This window comes from Mesorhizobium sp. B2-3-6 (genome assembly GCF_006442305.1).
Classification (GTDB): Bacteria; Pseudomonadota; Alphaproteobacteria; order Rhizobiales; family Rhizobiaceae; genus Mesorhizobium.
Genome location: NZ_VFVW01000002.1, coordinates 525,655 through 545,720, shown reverse-complemented (window position 1 = coordinate 545,720; position 20,066 = coordinate 525,655). Strand labels below are relative to the sequence as shown.

Annotated in this window: 21 protein-coding genes and 3 pseudogenes; 14 read left to right on the top strand and 10 right to left on the bottom strand. The window is 61.8% G+C overall.

Features of this window, described 5'->3' with window-relative positions; genetic code table 11:
• Window positions 1-3: 3 nt before the first annotated feature.
• Both tssB and tssA read right to left on the bottom strand, forming a co-directional pair.
• A complete protein-coding gene (gene tssB, locus FJ953_RS08330) occupies window positions 4-543 on the bottom strand; it encodes a type VI secretion system contractile sheath small subunit (protein ID WP_140515109.1) in 540 nt (179 codons plus the stop codon).
• Window positions 544-548: 5 nt separating this feature from the next.
• On the bottom strand, window positions 549-1,721 hold the full coding sequence (gene tssA / locus FJ953_RS08325; RefSeq protein WP_140557377.1) for a type VI secretion system protein TssA: 1,173 nt from the start codon (window positions 1,719-1,721) through the stop codon (window positions 549-551).
• 321 nt (window positions 1,722-2,042) lie between these two features.
• Here tssA and tssH point away from each other — a divergent pair, with 321 nt between their 5' ends.
• Window positions 2,043-4,802, top strand: a complete 2,760-nt coding sequence (gene tssH / locus FJ953_RS08320; protein WP_140623887.1) for a type VI secretion system ATPase TssH — start codon at window positions 2,043-2,045, stop codon at window positions 4,800-4,802.
• Window positions 4,803-4,958: 156 nt separating this feature from the next.
• Here the strand turns inward: tssH and FJ953_RS08315 are convergent, their stop codons facing one another.
• The 4 genes and pseudogenes from FJ953_RS08315 to FJ953_RS08300 all read right to left on the bottom strand — a co-directional run bounded on the left by FJ953_RS08315 (window position 4,959) and on the right by FJ953_RS08300 (window position 7,738).
• Window positions 4,959-5,357, bottom strand: a complete 399-nt coding sequence (locus tag FJ953_RS08315; protein WP_140498284.1) for a hypothetical protein — start codon at window positions 5,355-5,357, stop codon at window positions 4,959-4,961.
• Window positions 5,358-5,883: 526 nt separating this feature from the next.
• Window positions 5,884-6,096 carry a hypothetical protein gene (locus FJ953_RS08310; protein ID WP_181168590.1) on the bottom strand — a complete coding sequence of 71 codons (213 nt, stop codon included), beginning with the start codon at window positions 6,094-6,096 and terminating at the stop codon, window positions 5,884-5,886.
• 194 nt (window positions 6,097-6,290) lie between these two features.
• Window positions 6,291-6,407: pseudogene (locus FJ953_RS08305) on the bottom strand (SDR family NAD(P)-dependent oxidoreductase); the annotation flags it as partial.
• A 155-nt stretch (window positions 6,408-6,562) separates the two neighbouring features.
• Complete coding sequence (locus tag FJ953_RS08300) at window positions 6,563-7,738, bottom strand: alkene reductase (RefSeq protein WP_140498282.1); 1,176 nt, start codon at window positions 7,736-7,738, stop codon at window positions 6,563-6,565.
• Between the two features lie 111 nt (window positions 7,739-7,849).
• On the opposite strand from FJ953_RS08300, the gene FJ953_RS08295 reads away from it, so the two are divergent.
• Window positions 7,850-8,761: a LysR family transcriptional regulator gene (locus tag FJ953_RS08295; RefSeq protein ID WP_140498281.1), complete on the top strand. Its 912-nt coding sequence runs from the start codon at window positions 7,850-7,852 to the stop codon at window positions 8,759-8,761.
• 22 nt (window positions 8,762-8,783) lie between these two features.
• On the opposite strand, the gene FJ953_RS08290 is transcribed toward FJ953_RS08295, so the two are convergent.
• Window positions 8,784-10,211, bottom strand: a complete 1,428-nt coding sequence (locus FJ953_RS08290) for a PLP-dependent aminotransferase family protein (protein ID WP_140498280.1) — start codon at window positions 10,209-10,211, stop codon at window positions 8,784-8,786.
• Window positions 10,212-10,296: 85 nt separating this feature from the next.
• On the opposite strand from FJ953_RS08290, the gene FJ953_RS08285 reads away from it, so the two are divergent.
• The 4 genes and pseudogenes from FJ953_RS08285 to FJ953_RS30790 all read left to right on the top strand — a co-directional run.
• A complete protein-coding gene (locus FJ953_RS08285) occupies window positions 10,297-10,710 on the top strand; it encodes a cupin domain-containing protein (protein WP_140557381.1) in 414 nt (137 codons plus the stop codon).
• A 13-nt stretch (window positions 10,711-10,723) separates the two neighbouring features.
• On the top strand, window positions 10,724-11,179 hold the full coding sequence (locus tag FJ953_RS08280) for a carboxymuconolactone decarboxylase family protein (RefSeq protein WP_140498278.1): 456 nt from the start codon (window positions 10,724-10,726) through the stop codon (window positions 11,177-11,179).
• Window positions 11,180-11,497: 318 nt separating this feature from the next.
• Window positions 11,498-11,679: pseudogene (locus FJ953_RS08275) on the top strand (SDR family oxidoreductase); the annotation flags it as partial.
• Window positions 11,680-11,971: pseudogene (locus FJ953_RS30790) on the top strand (NADP oxidoreductase coenzyme); the annotation flags it as partial.
• A 133-nt stretch (window positions 11,972-12,104) separates the two neighbouring features.
• On the opposite strand, the gene FJ953_RS08265 reads toward FJ953_RS30790, so the two are convergent.
• Window positions 12,105-12,692 (bottom strand): TetR/AcrR family transcriptional regulator, encoded by a 588-nt coding sequence (locus FJ953_RS08265; RefSeq protein ID WP_140498277.1) that lies wholly within the window; start codon window positions 12,690-12,692, stop codon window positions 12,105-12,107.
• A gap of 134 nt (window positions 12,693-12,826) precedes the next feature.
• On the opposite strand from FJ953_RS08265, the gene FJ953_RS08260 reads away from it, so the two are divergent.
• From FJ953_RS08260 to FJ953_RS08225, 8 genes are all read left to right on the top strand, one after another.
• Complete coding sequence (locus FJ953_RS08260; RefSeq protein WP_140623885.1) at window positions 12,827-13,468, top strand: NADPH-dependent F420 reductase; 642 nt, start codon at window positions 12,827-12,829, stop codon at window positions 13,466-13,468.
• A 46-nt stretch (window positions 13,469-13,514) separates the two neighbouring features.
• A complete protein-coding gene (locus FJ953_RS08255) occupies window positions 13,515-14,468 on the top strand; it encodes an SDR family oxidoreductase (protein WP_140623883.1) in 954 nt (317 codons plus the stop codon).
• Between the two features lie 31 nt (window positions 14,469-14,499).
• Entirely contained in the window at window positions 14,500-15,120 is a 621-nt protein-coding gene (locus FJ953_RS08250) for an NAD(P)-binding domain-containing protein (RefSeq protein ID WP_140557388.1), read from the top strand.
• 46 nt (window positions 15,121-15,166) lie between these two features.
• Window positions 15,167-16,276, top strand: coding sequence for an epoxide hydrolase family protein (locus FJ953_RS08245; RefSeq protein ID WP_140623881.1), 1,110 nt, complete (start codon window positions 15,167-15,169; stop codon window positions 16,274-16,276).
• A 10-nt stretch (window positions 16,277-16,286) separates the two neighbouring features.
• Window positions 16,287-16,811, top strand: a complete 525-nt coding sequence (locus tag FJ953_RS08240) for a hypothetical protein (protein ID WP_140515119.1) — start codon at window positions 16,287-16,289, stop codon at window positions 16,809-16,811.
• A gap of 177 nt (window positions 16,812-16,988) precedes the next feature.
• Window positions 16,989-17,330, top strand: coding sequence for a non-heme iron oxygenase ferredoxin subunit (locus FJ953_RS08235; protein ID WP_181175011.1), 342 nt, complete (start codon window positions 16,989-16,991; stop codon window positions 17,328-17,330).
• Window positions 17,331-17,387: 57 nt separating this feature from the next.
• Window positions 17,388-17,918, top strand: coding sequence for a hypothetical protein (locus FJ953_RS08230; protein ID WP_140623877.1), 531 nt, complete (start codon window positions 17,388-17,390; stop codon window positions 17,916-17,918).
• Window positions 17,915-18,169 carry a hypothetical protein gene (locus FJ953_RS08225; RefSeq protein ID WP_140524723.1) on the top strand — a complete coding sequence of 85 codons (255 nt, stop codon included), beginning with the start codon at window positions 17,915-17,917 and terminating at the stop codon, window positions 18,167-18,169. The genes FJ953_RS08230 and FJ953_RS08225 overlap by 4 nt, the downstream gene beginning before the upstream one ends.
• A gap of 254 nt (window positions 18,170-18,423) precedes the next feature.
• Here the strand turns inward: FJ953_RS08225 and FJ953_RS08220 are convergent, their stop codons facing one another.
• Window positions 18,424-19,026, bottom strand: coding sequence for an NAD(P)-binding domain-containing protein (locus tag FJ953_RS08220; RefSeq protein ID WP_140498270.1), 603 nt, complete (start codon window positions 19,024-19,026; stop codon window positions 18,424-18,426).
• An 86-nt stretch (window positions 19,027-19,112) separates the two neighbouring features.
• The gene (locus FJ953_RS08215; protein WP_140498268.1) at window positions 19,113-19,847 is read right to left on the bottom strand and encodes an SDR family oxidoreductase; all 735 of its coding nucleotides are present in this window, start codon (window positions 19,845-19,847) and stop codon (window positions 19,113-19,115) included.
• Window positions 19,848-20,066: the final 219 nt, after the last annotated feature.

The window sequence follows — 20,066 nt, the reverse complement described above, 5'->3', positions numbered from 1 at the left end:
GGTTTATTCTCCCGTCTTGTCGTCGTCAGTCAGCGCCTGGCTGGCGATCTTGCCAAGAAGTGGCTCGTTGTTCAGCAACTGCGCGATACGTTTTTCGGCGTCTACGCGGCCATCCATGAAGCCCAGCAATTCCTCGAGTTGACGACGCATCTTGAGGATCTCGGCCAGTTGCGGAACCTGCTCGGCGATCTTGTCGGGGGCAAAATCGCCCATTTTGGTGAAGGTGAGATCGAGTGCCAGTTCCTCGTCGCGCTCTTGGCCTTCGGCCTGCGGCAGCGTGTTCTTCACCCGCGCTTTGACGCGGGGTCCGAGCGCCTCCATGAACTTGGGGAAGCGGTTCGCGTCGGTCTCGACAAAGGAGCGGTCCAGAACCGACTTTGACGCTTCCTTGGTTTGCGAAGCACCGGAAAGGTCGGCCATCACGCCCATGACAAACGGCAGTTCGATCGTCGTCGGGCTGCCGTAGGTTTCCACGTCATAGGCGATCTGCACCCGTGGCGCGCGATTTCGTTCGATGACCTTGGCTTTGCTTTCGGCTGGCATGTGTCTTACCTTTCATCTTTCTGTGCCGTCTTCTTGACATCGGGAACGCCGGCAAGAAGCCGAAATTCCTTCAGTCCCGACGGGGCGAGATCTTCCATCAGTTCAACGAAATCCATATGCACCATTCGGCGCACGCGCCGTGCCAGGTGCGGGATCGGGCTGGACGGTTCGGTGCTGTCATAGAAGGCGACGACGAGATCGAGGCATTTGACGACATCGTCGCGCGAGGAGATCCGGTCGGGCAGGCCGCTGTCGCCGGATTCTGCGTAGCTTGCCACGCTTGCCATCGTATCGGCTCCATCGCCGTTGCGAACACGTGCTGCCGGTTCTGCTGGCGTCGCGACCGGCTTTGCGAGGCCGTTCGCGGCAGTGGCACCGGTCGCGTTTCGTTCGAGGGTCGTCAGCAGACGCTGCAGAAACCGCTTTAACTCGGGAAGCGTGGCGCCAGCGCCTTCGAGGCGGGAGTTAAAGGCGGCTTCGACGCTCTCGAGAGCGGCGATCGCGGCGCGGGCGTCGGCTATGAGCAACGTCATTTCTGGCCCGGCCTGATCAATCAGCGCCGCGCATGCGCTGCGCACCCGGTTCACCAGTTGGCTGTGCTCGCTTGCCAGCTTCGCCTTCTCGGCCGCATTCAGTCCCGAAGCAGCCTCCTGCAGCATGACCCGCTCGTCAAGCGAACCCTTCTCCAGATCCGCGCCCAGGATCGGCCCAATGGCGCGCGGCGCAAAGAATGTCATTTTCCGCAAATCTTTGAGTAGACCGTCCTGGCCGTTCTGAAGGTCGGTAAGCGCATTGATGCGGCGCAAGGCTGCTTCGCGCGGCGTGGCACCGGACCGCAGGGCCGGATGCATGGTCGTCCAATGCTGATCGACAGTTTGCGCGATGAGGGTCAGGCCGGCAGCCAGGCCGGCCAACCGATGCTCGTTGGCCAGTCCACGCGTAACAATGACGAGAAGGCGCAGGTCACGGCCGTGAGACCGCAGCTCTTCAGCCCTGGTAAGCACGGTAGGCCAGTCTATCGGAACGTCGACTTCAGTGTTTTTGCTGCCTTGGAACTCGACTTTCTTCTGCTGTTCCGTCAGTCGCTCCAGCTCATGAAAGGCCGGGTCGTTGCGCAAATCCTCCCCTGACGGATTTTCACCGTCGAGCGGAGTAAGCCAAAGTGCGACATCAATCACACAGACCCCCAGCGACCGGCCCTCAACGGCACCTGACCCAAGGTTACCACACTGATGTGCCGTACGCCAATTAAAGCCGCTGCTTAAAAGCTAACGAAAGCTGACCACCGCGTGTTCGCTATGGGATGGCTTGGCGAGACTGCCGAACCCAATCGGCAAAATACACCACACGGATGCGCGAATTCTTCTGCCGCCAGTGGTTCGGGCTTCCAAAGGCTGACGGCCCCGCGAACGGCCTTGGCGACGCCGTCCATCGGGCGCTTTGTCAAGCGACGGCTTATGTGGCAGGTTGTCGACTGGCAGATTGCAGGAGCAGGTTCGATGGAACAGCGCCGGTCGTCACAGAGCTTCAAGCGTAAGGAACTGGTCGGCAAGCTCAATCCTGTCGGCGTGCGCGCCTTCAAGGCAGCCGCGGACACCGCCAAGCTGCGCGGCAACCCTTACGTCGAACTCGTCCACTTCATCGAGCAACTGGTGCTTTCCGATCGCTCGGACGTGCAAATGATCATCGCCGATGCGGGAGTGGATGCCAGCCGGCTCACGGCCGATATGACCCGCGCCGTGGACAAGCTGCCATACGGCGCCACATCGATCGAGGAATTTTCCGACCACATCTTTCATGCCATCCAGGAGGCCTGGAACTTGGCGACGCTTGAGTTCAGCGTCGAGGAAGTCCGCAGCGCGCATATTCTGCTCGCTTGCCTGAAGACCCCGGTCCTAGAAGGCCTGCTGTCGAAGATCAGCGGCGCATTCGACGAGATCGACGCCGACGCGGTGATCGCGCGGTTCGCCGATGTCATGGAGGGCTCACTCGAAGCTGGCACCTCGACCACGGTCTCCGCAACGGAGATGCCACGGCGGGCTCCGGGTGGGGATTCGGCGCTGGCGAAATACGCCACCGACCTGACCCAGCGCGCCCGCGACGGCAAGATCGATCCCGTCGTCGGCCGCGACCCCGAGATCAGGCAGATCGTTGATGTGCTGATGCGGCGGCGGCAGAACAACCCGATCCTGACGGGCGAAGCCGGGGTAGGCAAGACCGCGGTCGTCGAGGGCTTCGCCTTGCGTATTGCCCAGGGCGATGTACCGCCGATGCTACAGGGCGTCAGCGTGCGCATGCTCGATGTCGGTTTGATGCAGGCCGGGGCAAGCGTAAAGGGCGAGTTCGAAAAACGGCTTAAGGCTGTAATCGACGAGGTGCAGTCGTCCGAAACACCGGTTATCCTTTTTATCGATGAAGCTCACACCTTGATCGGCGCAGGCGGCCCTGCTGGAACCGGCGACGCGGCCAATCTCCTGAAGCCGGCGCTGGCACGCGGTGAACTGCGTACCGTCGCGGCAACGACCTGGGCTGAATACAAGCAGCACATAGAAAAAGACCCGGCGCTGACCCGTCGGTTTCAGGTGGTAAAGATCGACGAGCCTTCCGAAGCTGTGGCCGTTCTCATGTTGCGCGGGGTGGCCGGAGTTCTCGAGCAGTACCACCGGGTGCAGATACTGGATGAGGCGATCGAGGCGGCAGTGGGCCTGTCACACCGCTATATCCCGGCGCGGCAACTACCCGACAAGGCGGTAAGCCTTCTCGACACCGCTTGCGCCCGGGTCGCAATCTCGCAGCATGCCACGCCGGCCGAGCTCGAGGATATCATACGGCGGCGCCAGGCGCTGGAGGTCGAGCACGGCATCATCGATCGTGAGGCGGCGATCGGGATCGAGGTGACCGAACGGCAGGCACGGGTCGACACCGGACTTGCCGAAACAGGGGTCGCGCTGGCTGCCGCGCAACAACGTTGGGACCGCGAAAGAGTTTTAGTTGCCGAGATACTCGAATTGCGTGCCCGACTGCGCGGCGACGGTATGCCGCTCGATGCGATGGAAACGCCAGCGGATGCCAACGCCTCTGAGTCTGAGTTGCCTGAGATCCAAACGCCCAAGGACAAGGCATCCGATCCCAAAGTGAAAACGGCTGTTGCCGATGGACTTCCACCTGATCCGGTCGCCGATCTTACCCGGTTGCGCGAACGCATGGCTGAACTGGCCGAGGCGCAAGGCGAGGCGCCGCTGATCCTGCCCTCGGTTGATCGAAATGCCGTGGCCGCGGTGGTCCAGGACTGGACCGGCATCCCCACGGGGCGCATGCTGTCGAGCCAGACCGAAAAAGCCCTCCGGCTCGCGGCCACTCTGTGCGAGCGCGTGGTTGGCCAAGAGCATGCCATGGAGATGATCGCCAAGCGTGTGCAGACCAGCCGCGCCGGGCTCGGCGCGCCGGAAAAGCCGGTGGGGGTGTTCCTGCTTTGTGGCCCCTCCGGCGTCGGCAAGACCGAAACCGCGCTGGCCTTGGCGGAGACGCTTTATGGTGGCGAACAGAACCTGATCTCGATCAACATGTCGGAGTTTCAGGAGGCGCATACTGTCTCGACTTTAAAGGGAGCGCCCCCCGGCTATGTCGGCTACGGCAAGGGTGGCATCCTGACAGAGGCGGTTCGGCGCAAACCCTATTCGGTGATCCTGCTCGACGAGGTCGAGAAGGCGCATCCGGACGTCCACGAAATCTTCTTCCAGGTTTTCGACAAGGGCATGATGGACGACAGCGAAGGGCGGCGCATCGATTTCAAGAACACATTGATCCTGCTCACCTCGAACGTCGGCTCTGAAGTCATCATGGACCGGACGAGGAACGGCACGGTTCGGACCGGCCTCGAAGATCTGGATACGGCCTTGCGCCGGCCGTTGCTGAAGGTTTTTCCGGCGGCGTTTCTTGGACGGGTGGTAACCATTCCTTACTACCCGCTGTCGGATTCGATGATCGAGGCGATCACCCGTCATCAGTTCGCCAGGATCGCTCGCCGGCTGCGTGCAACCAGTGGCGCGGAACTGGTGATCGGCGACGGCGTCATCGATCTGGTCAGGGCACGCTGCACGGAAATCGAATCCGGCGGGCGGATGATCGATGCCATCTTAACCAACACGCTTCTGCCGGAATTAAGCCGCGGCGTGCTCAACCGGTCGCTTGACGGTGAAAAGATGACGAAGGTGACCGTCGGAGCCTCCGACGGGGGCTTTACTTATTTCTTCGAGTAATTTGGGCGGATGGTACCGGCGCATCAAACGGCTTTGCATCCGCGCGGTGGATTGAAGGATGTCTTCCACGGCATGGCGCAAAGAGCGCGGCGAGGCTTTTGTCCGCGCTTGCGTGCAAAAGGCAACCAAGCACGCAAAGGAGTTTCCTTTGGGCTGCTAGACCGCTCGCCGTCGCTTGCCGTCATAGTCCCCGGGTGTGCTCATTCTGGCCCCTGGATTATACTGAACGTGAATATGCGGAAACATAGGCCCTTGATCGTTCACCAGGACTAAATACTTGGCCTTGCCAAGTTCAGAGTTAAGCTCCTGCTGCAAAAAGTATCCTAAAAGGATTGACAACATACCGGTCCCGCGATCCGCCAGCTTTTTCGTCCTAATATCAACCGCATTGCCGGAATGATGCAGGGACCAGCGGGAATGATTATACCACTCTTTTCCAGCAGTAAGCTCAAGCTCAAGCCGCCTCGGCGCATGTTGTCTGAAAACGCGTCGAATTATCGGAATGGCCTCCTGCATTTGCGGGCTGAGGCCGCTTTCAATTGTTCTCTCCCTCATCGCAATCTCCATGAAAAGAAAGCGTCATTCCCTTACCACAACTATTACACCTACGCCTCATCCATGAATATCGCAGGGCCGAGATCAAGCTTTTGTGAGTGCAAACGTGATGCCTCAGATCGTATGCAAGCCGGTGCACCATGCCATGTTGCCGTCGTCGCCCATTTTGGCGAGCGGTTCCCTGTCATGCATCGTGGCAGGATCGTCGAGTTCGGCCCACCACCGGATCATTACTGACCCCCACTCAAACGTCGCCGAAACCCGCGACGTAACGTGCTGAAAACAAAAGTAAAACATTCCATAGATAATCAGCAACAATCGGCACGCAGATAGCTACTTTGTCGGCAGGTAGTCGTGCGAAACCATCGTCCCAATTCGCCAAGCGCCCGATGGGCTCACGGCAATTGGGGATTGCTGGTGGATTGCGGTAATTCGTTTGGTTGTACTGGAATTTGATACGAGTGTCATTCCAAGTACCTGGCGACCATCGGCCACGCCGCAAGTTGGCGGCTATCTGCAGCCAGCTTTAAAAGCCAATGACCATCCACGGATCGGTGTCGTATCCGAGGCGCGGCTTTTCCGGGGTTGCTCCATCCGGCATTTTGGCTGTGCCAGTCAAGCCGCAGTCCAGATCTCTCACCTGCTTCTTGGTCGAATGCTTCGTAGAGCACAGGGCCGCAGCATCACCGACCACCACTTTCTTTTCCTTGGCAATGGTGCCACCAGTCGCAGCGATCATGATAGCCGCGCAAAATATAGCAACTCTCATCGTACTCCCCCACGGTTGCGCATCCTCAAGATGCCGGACATTACGTTACGTCATTTTTATATTAGCACAAGCGAATATTTAATCCTCACGCCCGCCTCCTGCCAATGGCCTCGAGGCGGGCTGCTCTTCCATTTCGCGATGGCCTTCACGCCAAGCTCGTCCGCTGGATCATCGCCACGAGCGATGCCGACAACGTGATGACCGTCGGCGGCGAGCCGCGCCGAGAGCGCGCGGCCGATGCCCTTGCTGGCGCCGGTGACGAGAAATGTTCGCTTTGTCATGATGTCTCTACCTGTCGTGAAAGAAGGGCGGTCAGGCGCACCCAGATCCAGGATCTGCGCGGGCACAGGGCGACTCCGCCGGAACCTATGGAGGTCGTCTCGACCGGCAGGAGTGCGTGGCGCTGCGCCGGACTCCTGCTCGGCCTATCGTCGTGTCAGGCGGCCCTGCTTGCGGCGCCATTCTTCGAATAGGTGGGGAAGTCCGTGTACCCCACCTCGCCATTGCGGGTGTAATAGACGGACCGGTCCGCTACGGCCAATGGCCAGCCGCTCCGAAGACGCTCGACGAGATCCGGGTTCGCGATATACGGCCTGCCGAAGGCAATCAGGTCCACCAGCCCGGTATCGAGCGCTGCCTGGGCGCGCTCGACGTCATTGAAGCCGCCGCACCAGATGAACGCGCCGGGGAACGACGCTCGCGCCTTGGCGAGCATGTCGTGGTCGAGATGGCGCGCCTCGAATGTGGCCGATTCCATGTTGCCGTCGGGCAGCAGTTCGTAGAGCAGATGGACATAGGCCACGCCACGGCGCCCGAGCTGCTCGACGATGTACAGGAACGTCTCCTCGACGAGCGGATCAGCGGGCATTGAACCATATTTGCCGAACGGTGAGAGGCGAACCCCCACGCGTCCCGCGCCGAATTCCGCCACGACCGCGTCGACGACTTCCATCAGGAAGCGCGCACGATCTTCCATGCTGCCGCCGCCGTAGCGGTCGGTACGGGTGTTGAGCACCGAGTTCATGAACTGCTCGATCAGATAGCCGTTGGCGGCATGGATCTCGATGCCGTCAAACCCGACCTCCCGCGCATTGGCGGCGGCTTTGGCGAAGGTTCCCACCATGGCCGTCACTTCCTCGGTGCTGAGCGGCCTCGGCGTCTCTGCCGCCATGAAGCGCAACCGGCCGTCCGGGCCATGGGCGAACACCTCTGAGCCGACGGCCTGTTCCGCGGTCACGCCCACTGGCGCCTGGCCGTTCGGCAGAAGCGAGGAATGCGCCAGTCGGCCGACATGCCACAGCTGCATGAAGATGGTGCCGCCCTGACGATGAACCTCTTCGGTCACCGGGCGCCAGGCCTGCTTCTGGGCTTCGGAGTGAATCCCGGGAATCCGCGCGTAGCCGTGGCTGGACTGATCCACGTCGTTGACTTCGGAGATGATCAGGCCGGCGCTAGCTCGCTGACCGTAATATTTGACGGTCAGTTCGTTCGGGAGGTCGCCATCTGTCGGAAGAGCACCCTCGGAGGTGCGGGTGCGCGTCATCGGCGGCATGACGATGCGGCTCGTGAGGTGGACGGGACCTAGATCGAAGGAATCGAATAGAGAGGGCATGGGGCGGCTCCTGTGGAGAATTAAAGCTCCAGAAGATATAAAGGGATACTCCTCAGCAGATTAGTGCCGGCCTGGTGGACTCACTATTGCGTCTGAAGCTACAATAGGCGGATGAACTCGCGTTTCGATGGCATCGCCGAATTCGTAGCCGTTATTCGGCTCGGTAGTTTCACCGCGGTTGCGGCGGAAATGGGCATGGCCAAGTCCGCGATCGGCCGGGCGGTGTCGCGTCTGGAGGCGCGCTTGGGCTCCAAGCTGCTCCACCGGACGACCCGCCGCCTGACCTTGACGCCTGCCGGAGAGGCCTGGCTGGAGCACTGCGTCGCGGCACTCGACGAACTTGAGCGTGGCGAGAGCGCCCTCGCGCTCGCGCGGGACACGCCTGGCGGCGAAGTCCGCATCGATCTCCCGACGGCGTTCGGTCGACTGCACGTCATGCCCGTACTGTTAGGGGTTGCGAAACGCTATCCAGCGCTGAACCTCAATGTCAGCTTCACCGACCGGCGGGTCGACCTGATCGGCGAAAACATCGACCTCGCCGTGCGTATCGGCAATCTTGAGGATTCGACCGACCTCGTCGCGCGACAGATTGGGGTCCAGCAGACGGTGATAGTCGGAGCACCTGGCTATCTCGCACGGCGGGGCGTTCCGCGATCCTGGAGCGATCTTGCCGGACACGATTGCATCGTCGGACGACGGCAAGGCAACCGCATCGCCTGGCTGATGAAGCAACCCGACGGCTCGACAGCGCGGCAGGCCGTCCCCGTCAAGCATGAACTGCAGGATTTCGAGACGGTGCTAATGGCCGCTAAGGCAGGACACGGTCTGACGCAACTTCCGTCATGGATGGTGGAAGGCGATCTTCAAGACGGGGCCCTTCAGATTGTCCTGGAGGGCCTGTCAGGCGGCGAACTGCCGATCAGCGTCCTGTGGCCGCAGACAAAGGCGCTGCCGGCGAAGATTCGCGTTACCATAGACGGCCTCGTTCAGTGGTCGCTTGTTTCAACGAGTGTCGCTGCCTAGCAACGTCTTACTTGGAGCAGTCTCAAATCGGCTGTCCGCCGTCGATCCGCCTAATCGCCTCGAAGAGCCGATCACAGGATTTTGCCAGGTTCTTGCCCGGCGTGGTGGCGACCCCGAGCAAGAGGCCGGATTCGGCAGTTGCGGGCGACGCATACCACGCGGAGAGCGGTGCGGGCGACATCCCGAAGGCCGAAACCTCGCGCGCCACGGCAATGTCCGATATTTCCCTCGGCAGCTTCAGCAGCACGGCCAGGCCCGGCGTTGCAATCTGGTCAGCATTCACATTCGCCCAAAGCTGCTCGAGCAACGTCGCGCGCCTTGCGACATAGGCCCGCTTCGTGCGGCGGAGATGGCGAATATAGTGGCCCTCCCGCATGAATTCGGCGGTCGCGAGCTGCACTGCCGGCCCCGGGGCGGGCGCTAAGCACGCCGCGACTTCAGCGAAAGCGCATACGAGGCTGGCCGGCACGATTGCGAAACCCAGCCGAAGGGTCGGGCTGATTGTCTTGCTGAAGGACCCGATGTGAATGACGCGCCCGTCGCGGTCGAGCGACGCGAGCGCCGGCGCGGCCCTGCCGGTCAGCTGAAGCTCGCTCAGATAATCGTCTTCGATCACCCAGGCCTGGGTCGAAGCTGCCCATTCGAGCAGGCGCAGGCGCCGCTCGAGCGACAAGGTCGAGCCGAGCGGCGCATGTTGACCCGGTGTGACCAGGGCAAGCTTCGCGGTCGGATGCTGGCACAGTGCGTCATCGAGATCGATGCCGTTGCAATCGACCGGGACCGGAGCGAGAGACAAACCGGCGAGTTCGAGCCCCTTTCGGGTCCATGGGAAACTGGGCTCCTCGATCCAGGCGGTCTCCCCCGCCAGCTTCAGAACGGATAGCGCCAGGCCGAGCCCCGCACCGAAACCTCCAGTGATAATGACCTGCGACGGCAGACAGATGATGCCCCGTGCTACGGCGAGGTAGCCAGCGATTTCCCGCCTCAACTCGAGTTCGCCGCGAGGATCGGGGTAGAGGGCGGCGGCAGCGGCTTCGGCGCGGATGGCGTGCGCGCGTATCCGCGCGAACAAGGTGGCGGGGAAGATATCGCTTGCGGGGATGCCCATCTGGAAGATCCGGGGACCCTGTGTCATCTCCTGATAAATCCGCATGAAGGAGCCTTCATCCGGCACCGGCTCGGATTTCGCGACGGTGCGGGGGCGCTGTGCGACGCGCGTTCCCTCAGCTGGCGTTGCCTCGATCAACTGGGCGGCCGCGAGCTTCTCATAGGCGGTCCGGACGGTGCCGCGCGCGACGCCCAGCTGTGCTGCCAGGTCCTGCCATGAGGGCAACCGTGCGCCTGGTTCCAGCGCGCCTTCCTCGATTGCGACGGCCACGCCCTTGCGAATTTGCTCCGCAAGGGAAGTCTTGGCGGCGCGATCCAAATCCAGGTCCAGCGGCTTGCTCATGAAGCCTCAGTACACGATTTTTTTGCGTTCTTGGTGCTTTTTCCTGGCCCGATTCGCCGGCATCTAGACGGGCAAGGAGATGCCAATGCGAATTCGTGCCATTTTCACCGCCGCCTGCGCCGCGATTGCCATCGTCGGGCCGGCCTGGGCGCGCGACGACCAATCGGAGACGGTCACGCCGAAGTTCGAGCAGGTGATCCCCAACATCCCCGGCAAATCGATGGTCGTCGTCGAGGTCGATTATGCGCCGGGCGCCGCTTCGCAGCCGCACCGGCATGCCAGGTCCGCCTTTATCTTCGCCTATGTCGTCTCGGGCGAGATCGAGTCCAAGGTGAACGATGGCGAGACCCGCATCTACAAAGCGGGCGAGAGTTGGTCGGAGCTGCCCAACGCAACCCATTCGGTCAGCCGCAACGCCAGCAAGACCAGGCCAGCGAAGCTGCTTGCGGTCTTCGTCGTCGATTCCGACGACAAGGCCCTCACTACTCCCCTCAATTGAACGGATCGGAACGATGGCCAAGAGGCTCGACTACAACCAGATCGCCCCGAGCGGCGCCAAGGCGCTCGGCACCGTCTACGGCTATGTTCTCCAGAGCGGCTTGCCTGCCGAACTGGTCGAGCTCGTCTATCTGCGGGTCTCCCAGATCAACAACTGCGCCTATTGCCTTGACATGCACACGCGTGACCTCGTCAAGAAGGGCGTGAAGATCGAGAAGATCGCGCTGGTGCAAGCCTGGCAGGAAGGCGGCAGCCTGTTCAGCGAGAGAGAGCGCGCCGCGCTTCGCTGGGCCGAGAGCGTGACCAATGTTGCACAGACCGGGGTTCCGGACGCCGCCTATGAAGCCGTGCGTGCCGTCTTCGATGAAAAGCAGCTCGTCGACCTGACGATCGCGATCAGCCTGATGAACAGCTACAACCGAATGGCCATCAGCTTTCGGAATACGCCCCAGGCCGTTCTCGAGAATTGATGGAGCAGAATAATGAATGGTAACGTGATTTCCAGGATCAAGATCCCGGACAGCAAATTGGCGCGCGAGGCGACCGAGTTCGTTCGCGACAGCAAATCGAGTTCCTTTTCAATCACTCTGTTCGCTTGCGCCTTCTGGTGATCGTAACCTGACAGATGGCGGCCCTAAGGAGAGGCGGCTCAACTCGCAAGCCGGCAGCCCCATTGTCGTCGGTCAGGAGTGTGCACGGCGATTCCGAAACCGGCCGTTCCGTATGCGGCCTGAGAAGCGGTACACTCACGTTTCAGCTTGGACTTTGCAGCTATTCCCGCTTGCATCGCGACCGAACTCGCGACCGAAGCGCTCGGAGAGGACGGCTTGAAGGCTTACGGCTCAATGACTGCGTTTCAGCGCATGGGCGATCCGGCAGAGCTCGGGGCGGCGGCACCCTTCCTCGCCTCATCGGACAGCAGCTTCATGACAGCGAGGTAGCGGTCGACGGCGGCCTAGCCCAACTCTGACAGCCGTCTTCCAAGTTCATTGAGCAGGCCTTCTCAGGTGCAAACTGGTCAAGGGTTTCAATCATTTGATCGCTGCCATCCTTGACCAGGATCCGGCCGTAAAGGGCGGCAGGAGAGTCATATTCCTGGCGAGCGATGATGAAGACGCCGCGGCGCAGATTGGTACGCTCGCGGAAAATCTCGGCTTTGCGCCGATAAAGCTAGGCGGGCTTTCCGAAGGCGACTGCTCGTGCAGGCGCGCAGGAACAACTGGGGCCGGCTGGTCTTCAAGGACCTGGTCAAGTTTGACTGATGAACATGACGTCCCCACCGGCAGGGACACGATGCACGCATCGGATCGAGCACTATCCGATGCGTGCGGCCGAGGTGATGCTTGGAAGCAAACGATGAAGTGCTCCGCCTCTCGTCAGCAGTATGATGAATACTTAGTTTTGACGGTCGAGCGCAGCAGAAGCCGATCCGGTCGACGGGTTCGCCAGGATGGCGCCCGTAATGATGCGAAAGAGATGATCGGCCCGCGGCGCGAATGAGGGTTGGTCGACCGCCCAGCCGAGCGCCGTCATCAGGGCGAACAGGTCATCCCCATTCATGTCGGGCCGCGCCGCGCCTTCGGCCTGTGCGCGGAGCAGCAGTCGCGCGCTCGCCGAGTGCACCGCTGCGCATGAAGCGTAAAGAGCGGAGTTCGGATTCGTGTGGGCGGCGGCCATCATGGCGACGACGCCCCTATAGCTTTGGGCGAACGCCAACCACTCCTGGAACCAGGAGATGAGCGCTTCGTCAGGCGAATCCGAGGTTTCGAGTTCATCTGCCCTCTGAGTCAGTGCGTCCAGATTCGTACACAGCAGCGCCTCGAACAGGGCTTCTCGCGTCGGGAAATGACGAAGCAGCGTGGCTAACCCGACCTCGGCCCGACGGGCGATATCGCGCATGGACGCATTGATACCGTGCTCGGCGACGACGTCACGCGCGACCGCGAGGATATGGCTGTAATTTTTTTTTGCGTCGGCTCGCATGAGATGCCTTGATAAGCGGATCAGTGATCCGCATATGTGGATCGATGATCCAGTTACTAAGCGGATCGGTGAACCACTAAATAGAGTGCGTCTGCACAAATGGCAACAAAGGCGCTGCCCGCCCCGCAAGGAAAATGAACATGAGCACTATCAGCATCATCGGGTCAGGCGGTATGACCGCAGCGATCGGCGACCTTGCCGCCAAGGCCGGACACACCGTCGAGGTGATGAGCCGCGACAGTGCCAAGTCGCGGGCGCTGGCCGAGCAGGTCGGAGCCGGCGCGACGACCGGAACGTTTGGCGCCGCTCCGGTCGGGGACATTGTCATCCTGGCGGTTCCCTATTCGGCCGTTCTCGACGTGGTGAAGCAGTACGGCGAAAAGCTGGCAGGCAAGCTCATTGTCGACATCACCAACCCCATCAAATCCGACTTCACGGGTTTCTTGACTCCTGAAGACAGTTTCGGCGCGCAGGAGATCGCCAAGGTTGCTCCTGCCAATGCCACTATCGTCAAGGCGTTCAACACCCAGAACGCCCGGGTCTTGGCTGCCGGTCCAATCGGGGGCCATCCATTGGACGTGTTCATCGCCGGGGACGACTCTCAAGCGAAGGCGCGCGTCTCGGCGTTCATCGACAGCCTCGGACTACGTCCGATGGATACCGGGCGGCTGATTATGGCCCGAACGCTGGAGCACGCCTGCATGCTGTGGCTGGGCCTCATGACCCACTCCGTCAAACACACCAACTTCTCAATCCGCGTCAGCCTCCTCGGCTGAGCCCGCGGCACCACGTCTCGCATCACATTACCCAAGGAGCAGCAGCATGCGCGTTTTCGTTACTGGCGGGACCGGCCATATCGGTTCGTATGTCATCCCCGAGCTCATCGCGGCCGGACATGAGGTCATTGGCCTGGCCCGGTCGGACACGTCCGCGACTGCGGTATCGGCACTCGGCGCCAAGGTACGTCGCGGGGATATCACCGACCTCGATGGGCTCAAGGTCGCGGCGGCGGAGTCCGACGGCGTCATCCACGTCGCGCACCGGCAAGACCTGCTGCCCTCCGGCGGGATCGACGCCGTGGCAGCCGCGGAGCTCCAGATCATGCTCGCCTACGGCGAGGCGCTGGCGGGGACCGGAAAGCCGCTCGTCGTCTCAGGGAGCATCGGCTCGCCGGGGTGGGAAGGCCTGGGCCGGCCAGCCACCGAGGAAGATCCGGCTCTTCCCGGCGGCGAAGCATACAAGGGCACCCTGCGGGTTCGCAACGCCGTGGAACTCGCCGTGATCGGCTTAGCGGGACGGGGCGTGCGGTCTTCGGTCGTCCGAATTCCTCCCATCGCGCACAGCACGACCGATGCCGGCTTCCTCCAGCTGCTGATCGGTCTCGCGAAGGAGAAGGGCGTAATCGGTTACCCCGGAGACGGCGCGAACCTCTGGCCGGCTGTGCATGCCCGCGACCTGGCCTCCCTGTTCCGCCTGGCGCTGGAGAAGGGGCCGGCTGGCAAATATTGGCACGGGATTGAGGGCGAGGGCATCCGGTTCCGCGAGATCGCTGAGGCCATTGGCAGCCGTATGGGCATGCCTGCTGTGCCCATCCCTGCGGACGTACTGATGTTGCCGGGCTTCTTCGGCTTTCTCGCGAACTTGGTCACGCTGGACCTTCCGGCGTCCAACGCCATCACCCGCCAGACGCTCGGCTGGGAGCCAGCTCAGCCGGGCCTGCTCGAGGACCTCGACAACGGCCATTACTTCCCGGCGGATCGTATCGCGATCCCGTGATCCGTCCACCCAACTCACAAGGAGACAACACATGAGCACTATCAGCATCATCGGCTCAGGAGCCATGGCCGCCGCGATCGCGGGCCGTGCCGCCAAGGCCGGACATACCGTCGAGGTTGTCAGCCGCGACCCCGCCAAGGCGCGGGTGCTCGTCGACCAACTTGGAGTCGGAGCGACCACCGGGACATACGGCGCCGCCCCCGCGGGCGACATCGTCATCCTCGCCGTGCCGTACAGCGGTGCCGCGGCGGCGGTAGCCGACTTTGGGAAAGCGCTCGATGGCAAGGTGATCGTCGACATCGCCAACCCGGTTGCCCCCGACCTCTCGGGCCTCGTCACGCCCCACGGCAGTTCCGGCGCGCAGGAGACCGCAAAGGGCCTCCCCGCCGGCGCGCATGTTGTGAAGGCATTCAACACGATCTTTGGTCACGTGCTTGCGAAGGGCGGACGCCTCGACGCGTTCATCGCAGCCGACGATGCGGAGGCGAAAGCGCGCGTCTCGACGTTTCTCGAAAGTCTCGGGCTGCGTCCGCTCGACGTGGGCGGCTTGCACATGGCCCAGACGCTGGAGGCGCTCGGTTTGATGATGATTGGCCTCGCCAAAAACGGCGCCGGCACCTGGGACTTCGCCATGAACGTCGATATCGGCTGAACCACCGACATCAGCCCTCCGCTGCACTACAGCCAAGGAATCGATCATGATCACTCCCTTCCAGATTCCCTATGATGCGGACCAGGCCGCTGACCTTCGTAGCCGCCTCGCACGGACGCGTTGGGCCGACGCGGTAACTGACGACTGGACCATGGGAACCGAGCGCGGCGTCCTCAACCAGTTCATCGATTTCTGGCGTGACGGCTATGACTGGGCGCAGCGACGAGACCGGCTTAACCAGCTTCCCCATTTCCGGACGACGGTCGACGGCCATGGCATACACTTTCTGCATTTTCGCAGCGGCCAAAGGGGATCGATCCCGCTACTGCTGATGAACGGCTGGCCGTCAAGCTTCGTGGAGTTTCAGCGTATAGCACCGCTGCTTACCCAGGGAACGCCGGCATTCGATGTCGTGATCCCCACCATGCCCGGCTTCGGCTACTCGGACAGGCCAACCCGGCCCTACGAGGCGGAGCCCAGCGACCTTTATCCGAAGCTAATGACGATGCTGGGCTATGGGCGGTTCGTCGTGGCTGGGACTGACATCGGCTCCGGCCTTGCCACGCGAATGGCGCTTCGGCATCCGGCGCGTTTGCTGGCTCTCCATGTCTCGGCGGTCGCGCCGAAGCCGATTCCAGAAGATGCATCGCCCCTGTCGAAGGCCGAGATCGACTATGACGAGCGCCTCCAACTGTGGAGCCGGGAGGAAGGGGGCTATCAGGCGATCCAGAGCTCGAGGCCACAAACTCTCGCCTTTGGGCTTGCCGACAGTCCTGTTGGCCTAGCCTCGTGGATTGTCGAGAAATTCCGGGCCTGGACGGACTGCGATGGCGACGTCTTCTCTGTCTGGCCCCTCGAAGCCTTGATTGACACCCTGATGATCTACTGGATGACCAACACGATCGGGTCGTCTGTCCGCTACTATTACGATGCCGCCCGGCTGCGGCCGCCGCTGCGGGCAGATGACTTCGTGCATGTCCCCACCGCCGTCGCGATGTGGCCACATGATCTGGCGCTCGCGCCGCGCGAGCGGGCCGAGCGGCTCTACAATGTGCAGAGTTACACCGTCTTTCCGCGTGGCGGGCATTTTCCGGCCTGGGAAACGCCGGAACTCTACGCCGACGATTTGCGAAAGATCGCGCTCGCCGCGATCTGAACGAACAAGCGTGTTCCGCTTCACCCACGAGCGGGCACGGCTCGTGGAGATTGCCCGCCAGCGGCGTGCCGAGCAGGCGCGGCTGGCCAAGCTCGAAGAACAGCGGGTGGAATATCTCGATCGCAAGCTCGCGCAGCCAGAGCAGCGTGATCGACTACGGACGTTTCTGATGACGCTTCCCGCTGACTCCATCTCCGAGGAAGCGTTCGGGCGAAGAAGGAAGGTTACCGCTAGAGCCATTCACGGTCCACGATCTTCGGCATACGGGATCAGTGTTTTGGTACATCTGCCCCAGACGATTTTTCCATCCTCGAAGCGAGCTAGCAAGTCACTATCGTCGCCAATTGCCGGCTTGATGCTGCCTTGGCAGCCCGCTTCCAAGTTCGCGTTTCCGGCTCCTTTGGAGCGTTCCGTGCACGAATTGCAGGCCCCTCCGGCCGTTCGCATCGCGATGGACGTGAGGGCATTGTTTCTGATCACCAGATTGGCGCTTCGCGCATTGTCTCGGGCACGACCGGTTCGAACCCTCCGATAGATCTCCGTGCCTGACATATCGCCGCGTCCGGCTGCCATGCAGCCGTATTTTCGGCGATTGCTTGCCTGTGGTCGATCACTCGGCATGGGGTTCATCGATATCTCTATTCCCACAATGAATTTGCGAGCGAAGGAAAGAGAACGAAAATAAACGAAACAAACGGACATGGGGAGGCGCATGGACGCGCAGACTAATCCAGAAAGCAGGCAGTGGATCCAGGCGGTCCGTGCCGACAGTCTTCCTGTCGACGATGCGACGCGCATCGAGCACCAGGGGGTATGTATCGCCATCTTCAATCTTGCCGGCAAGTTCTACGCCACTTCAGGCATTTGCACGCACGCCCACGCCTTCCTTTCGGAAGGCTATATCGACGGCCAGACGGTGGAGTGTCCTTTGCATCAGGGACTGTTCCACATTCCCACCGGCACACCGCTTTCACCGCCCGTCACCGAGCGGCTGAAGACCTACGAAACCAAGGTGTCGGACGGCTACGTCCACATCCTGGTGGAAGGAGAGTGACTTGAACTTGTCGGGACATATCCCAGGCTGAAACCAAAATATGGGAGGAGACCTAAAATGCTGAAATTATCACGCCGCCATCTGCTGAAGACAGCCGCGGCGCTTTCCGTCCTCGCTGCTGCACCGCTGACGACAGTTCCGGCCTTCGCCGAAGACTCCGTCCACGCCGTTCTCAATGGCCTGATCAAGAAATACTCCGACGGAGCCAAGGCGGGCATATCGAATGCCGACGTCAGTGCGCTGTTCGAAAAGGACGGTTTCCGGGACTATCTCGACGTCTATCCGGTCGGGGACCCCGCCGGCGGATTCGTCTGGAAGCCGGGCATGGGCGCCAGCTTCGTCGGCCCTTACAGCAAGCTGCAGATCAAGGCGCCTTTCACGGATTATCTGCCGTTGCCTGAAGGTCCGGTGCTCGACGCCAGCAAGAAATATCGCATCGGCCTCGTCTTCCATGGCTTCAACCATCCCTGGCTGATCAGCCTCGCCGACACCGCCGCCTGGGAAGCCAAGCGCCATCCGAATATCGAACTGGAGGTCATCGACGCCGAGTTCGACGACAACAAGATGGGCCAGGTGATCGATACGTGATCGCCAAGCAATATGATGGCATCGTGCTGTGGCCGAACCGTGAAGCGCCGATGGGCCCGCCCGTCGACCGTGCCATCGCCGGCCTTGGCGCCGGTATTGTTTCCAGGACCGAGTACCTTCCGGACGATCGTTTGACGGCGCTTTCGATCTCGGATCACAAGCCGTTCACGCAATCTTTCGCGGCGTGCCTGAAGGTTCGCCAAACGCTACGTCCGATAGAGGCTTTCATGCAGCTGGTCAGGGATCATTAGACTGACCAAGTGCCTTTTTGCGCCGCCGCATGGCATTGCTGCCGGCGCAATCGGTCAGTCCGCAGCCCAAAGCTCTACGACCAATTGCGGCCGCCGCATGGCGCACGCTTGGCCGCTCCCCGCTCTTCGAACGGCGCCCATACGCCGTCAATCCCACGCCAGCCTTCGCGACCTTGTGGTCTTCAAATATTCGGTCGCGCGCTGCTCGAAGAAGTTAGCGCGCGACCAGCGTCGATCACGCGGTCGTAGATCGATTACTGCTCCTTCTTGAACAAATCCTGGAAGATGAGATGGCCCCAAGTGCGGCCGCGTGCGTGCACAAGCGCGCCACCCTCGTCGAGTTTTCCCAGCTTGACGGGTGCGAACCCGAGTTGTTTGGCCAAGGCCGCCACGGGAGCGGTCGTGTCCTCGTCGTCGCTCGACAGGAAAACCACGCGGTGGCCGCCCTCGACGATCGGATCGGCAGCCAGGGTGGCCGCAGCCAGGTGATTGAACCCTTTGACGAGCTTGGCGCCGATGAACGCCTTCGCGACGAAGGCCGAGGACGGCAGACCGTCCAGCTCTTCGGGGAGAACTCCAAAAGTGTTCATCGCGTCGATGACCGTCTTGCCTTCCCAGTTCGGCAGGGCTTTCGCGACCTCGCGATGCTCCCAGAACGGGACCGCCAAGATGATTGTGTCGGCCTCGAGCGCATCCCGCAGCGACTTGGCGATGACCGTGGGTCCAATTGCCCGAGCCTGCGGCGCCAATGCCTCGGGCGGCCGGCGACTTGCGACGGCCACCTTGATGTTCTTACGGGCGAAGGCCTGCGCGAGGGCCTGGCCTATTTTACCGAATCCTACAATCGCATAGCTCATAATACTTCTCCGATCCGTGTTGATGTCGATTCCCGGCCCTCAACGGCGCTGGTTAATTGAATGGAGTGCCGGCCGGGCGTGGCGCCTCAGAGTTGCGCAAGGCCGCCGTCGACGGCGACCTCGCTGGCGGTCATGAAGCTGCTGTCCGACGACGCGAGAAAGGCGGCGACGGCCCCGATCTCCGCCGGATCAGCCATTCGCTGGAGCGGTGTCATCGCGGCGAAGACCTTCTGGCCCTCCTCGCCCAGCGCTTCTTTCGCGAGTTCGGTGGCGGTCGCCCCGGGCGACAGCACGTTGACCCGGATGCCGGTGCCTTTCAGGTCCTCCGCCCAGGTCCGCGCGAGGTTGCGCACTGCCGCCTTGCTCGCGCTGTAGGCGCTCATTGCCGGGGCGCCCGTGGTGCCGGCGCTCGATCCGGTCAGGATTATCGAACCGCCTTGGCCCATCAGCGGCAGCGCCTTCTGGACAGTGAAGATCGTACCCTTCACATTGGTGTCGAAGGTTTCGTCGATGTGCTCGGCGGTGATCTCGCCGAGCGCAAGCTGGCTTCCCGCCCCGGCATTGGCGAAGACAATGTCGAGGGTTCCGCGCTCGGCCTTCACCGTCGCGTAGAGTCGGTCGAGGTCGGCCTCATCCGAGACCGAGCCCGTCACCGCGCGGGCATTGGGCCCGAGCTCGGCCAGAGCCGCGTCGAGCGTTTCCTGCCGGCGGCCGAAGATGAAGACGAAGGCGCCCTCCTCGATGAAGCGCTTTGCCGCGGCGCGGCCGATGCCGGTAGCGCCGCCGGTGATGACTGCAACCTTCCCGTTTAGCTTTCCCATGACTTTTCCTTCCAGGCTCTGCCTTTGATCGTTCGGGAAGAACCCCGAGAGCCTGGAAATAAGTCTGCAGGGGTCAGGCTTTGAGTGCGGAAGTGCGCACATCGGTGGTGCAAAATCGATCCGGTCGGACGACTGCCGCCAGCCGCGACGAATTGGTGTCCGTCGTTCGGAATTGGGCCGCGCTCGTCGACATAAGCTATGATAACTGCCCACACTGCT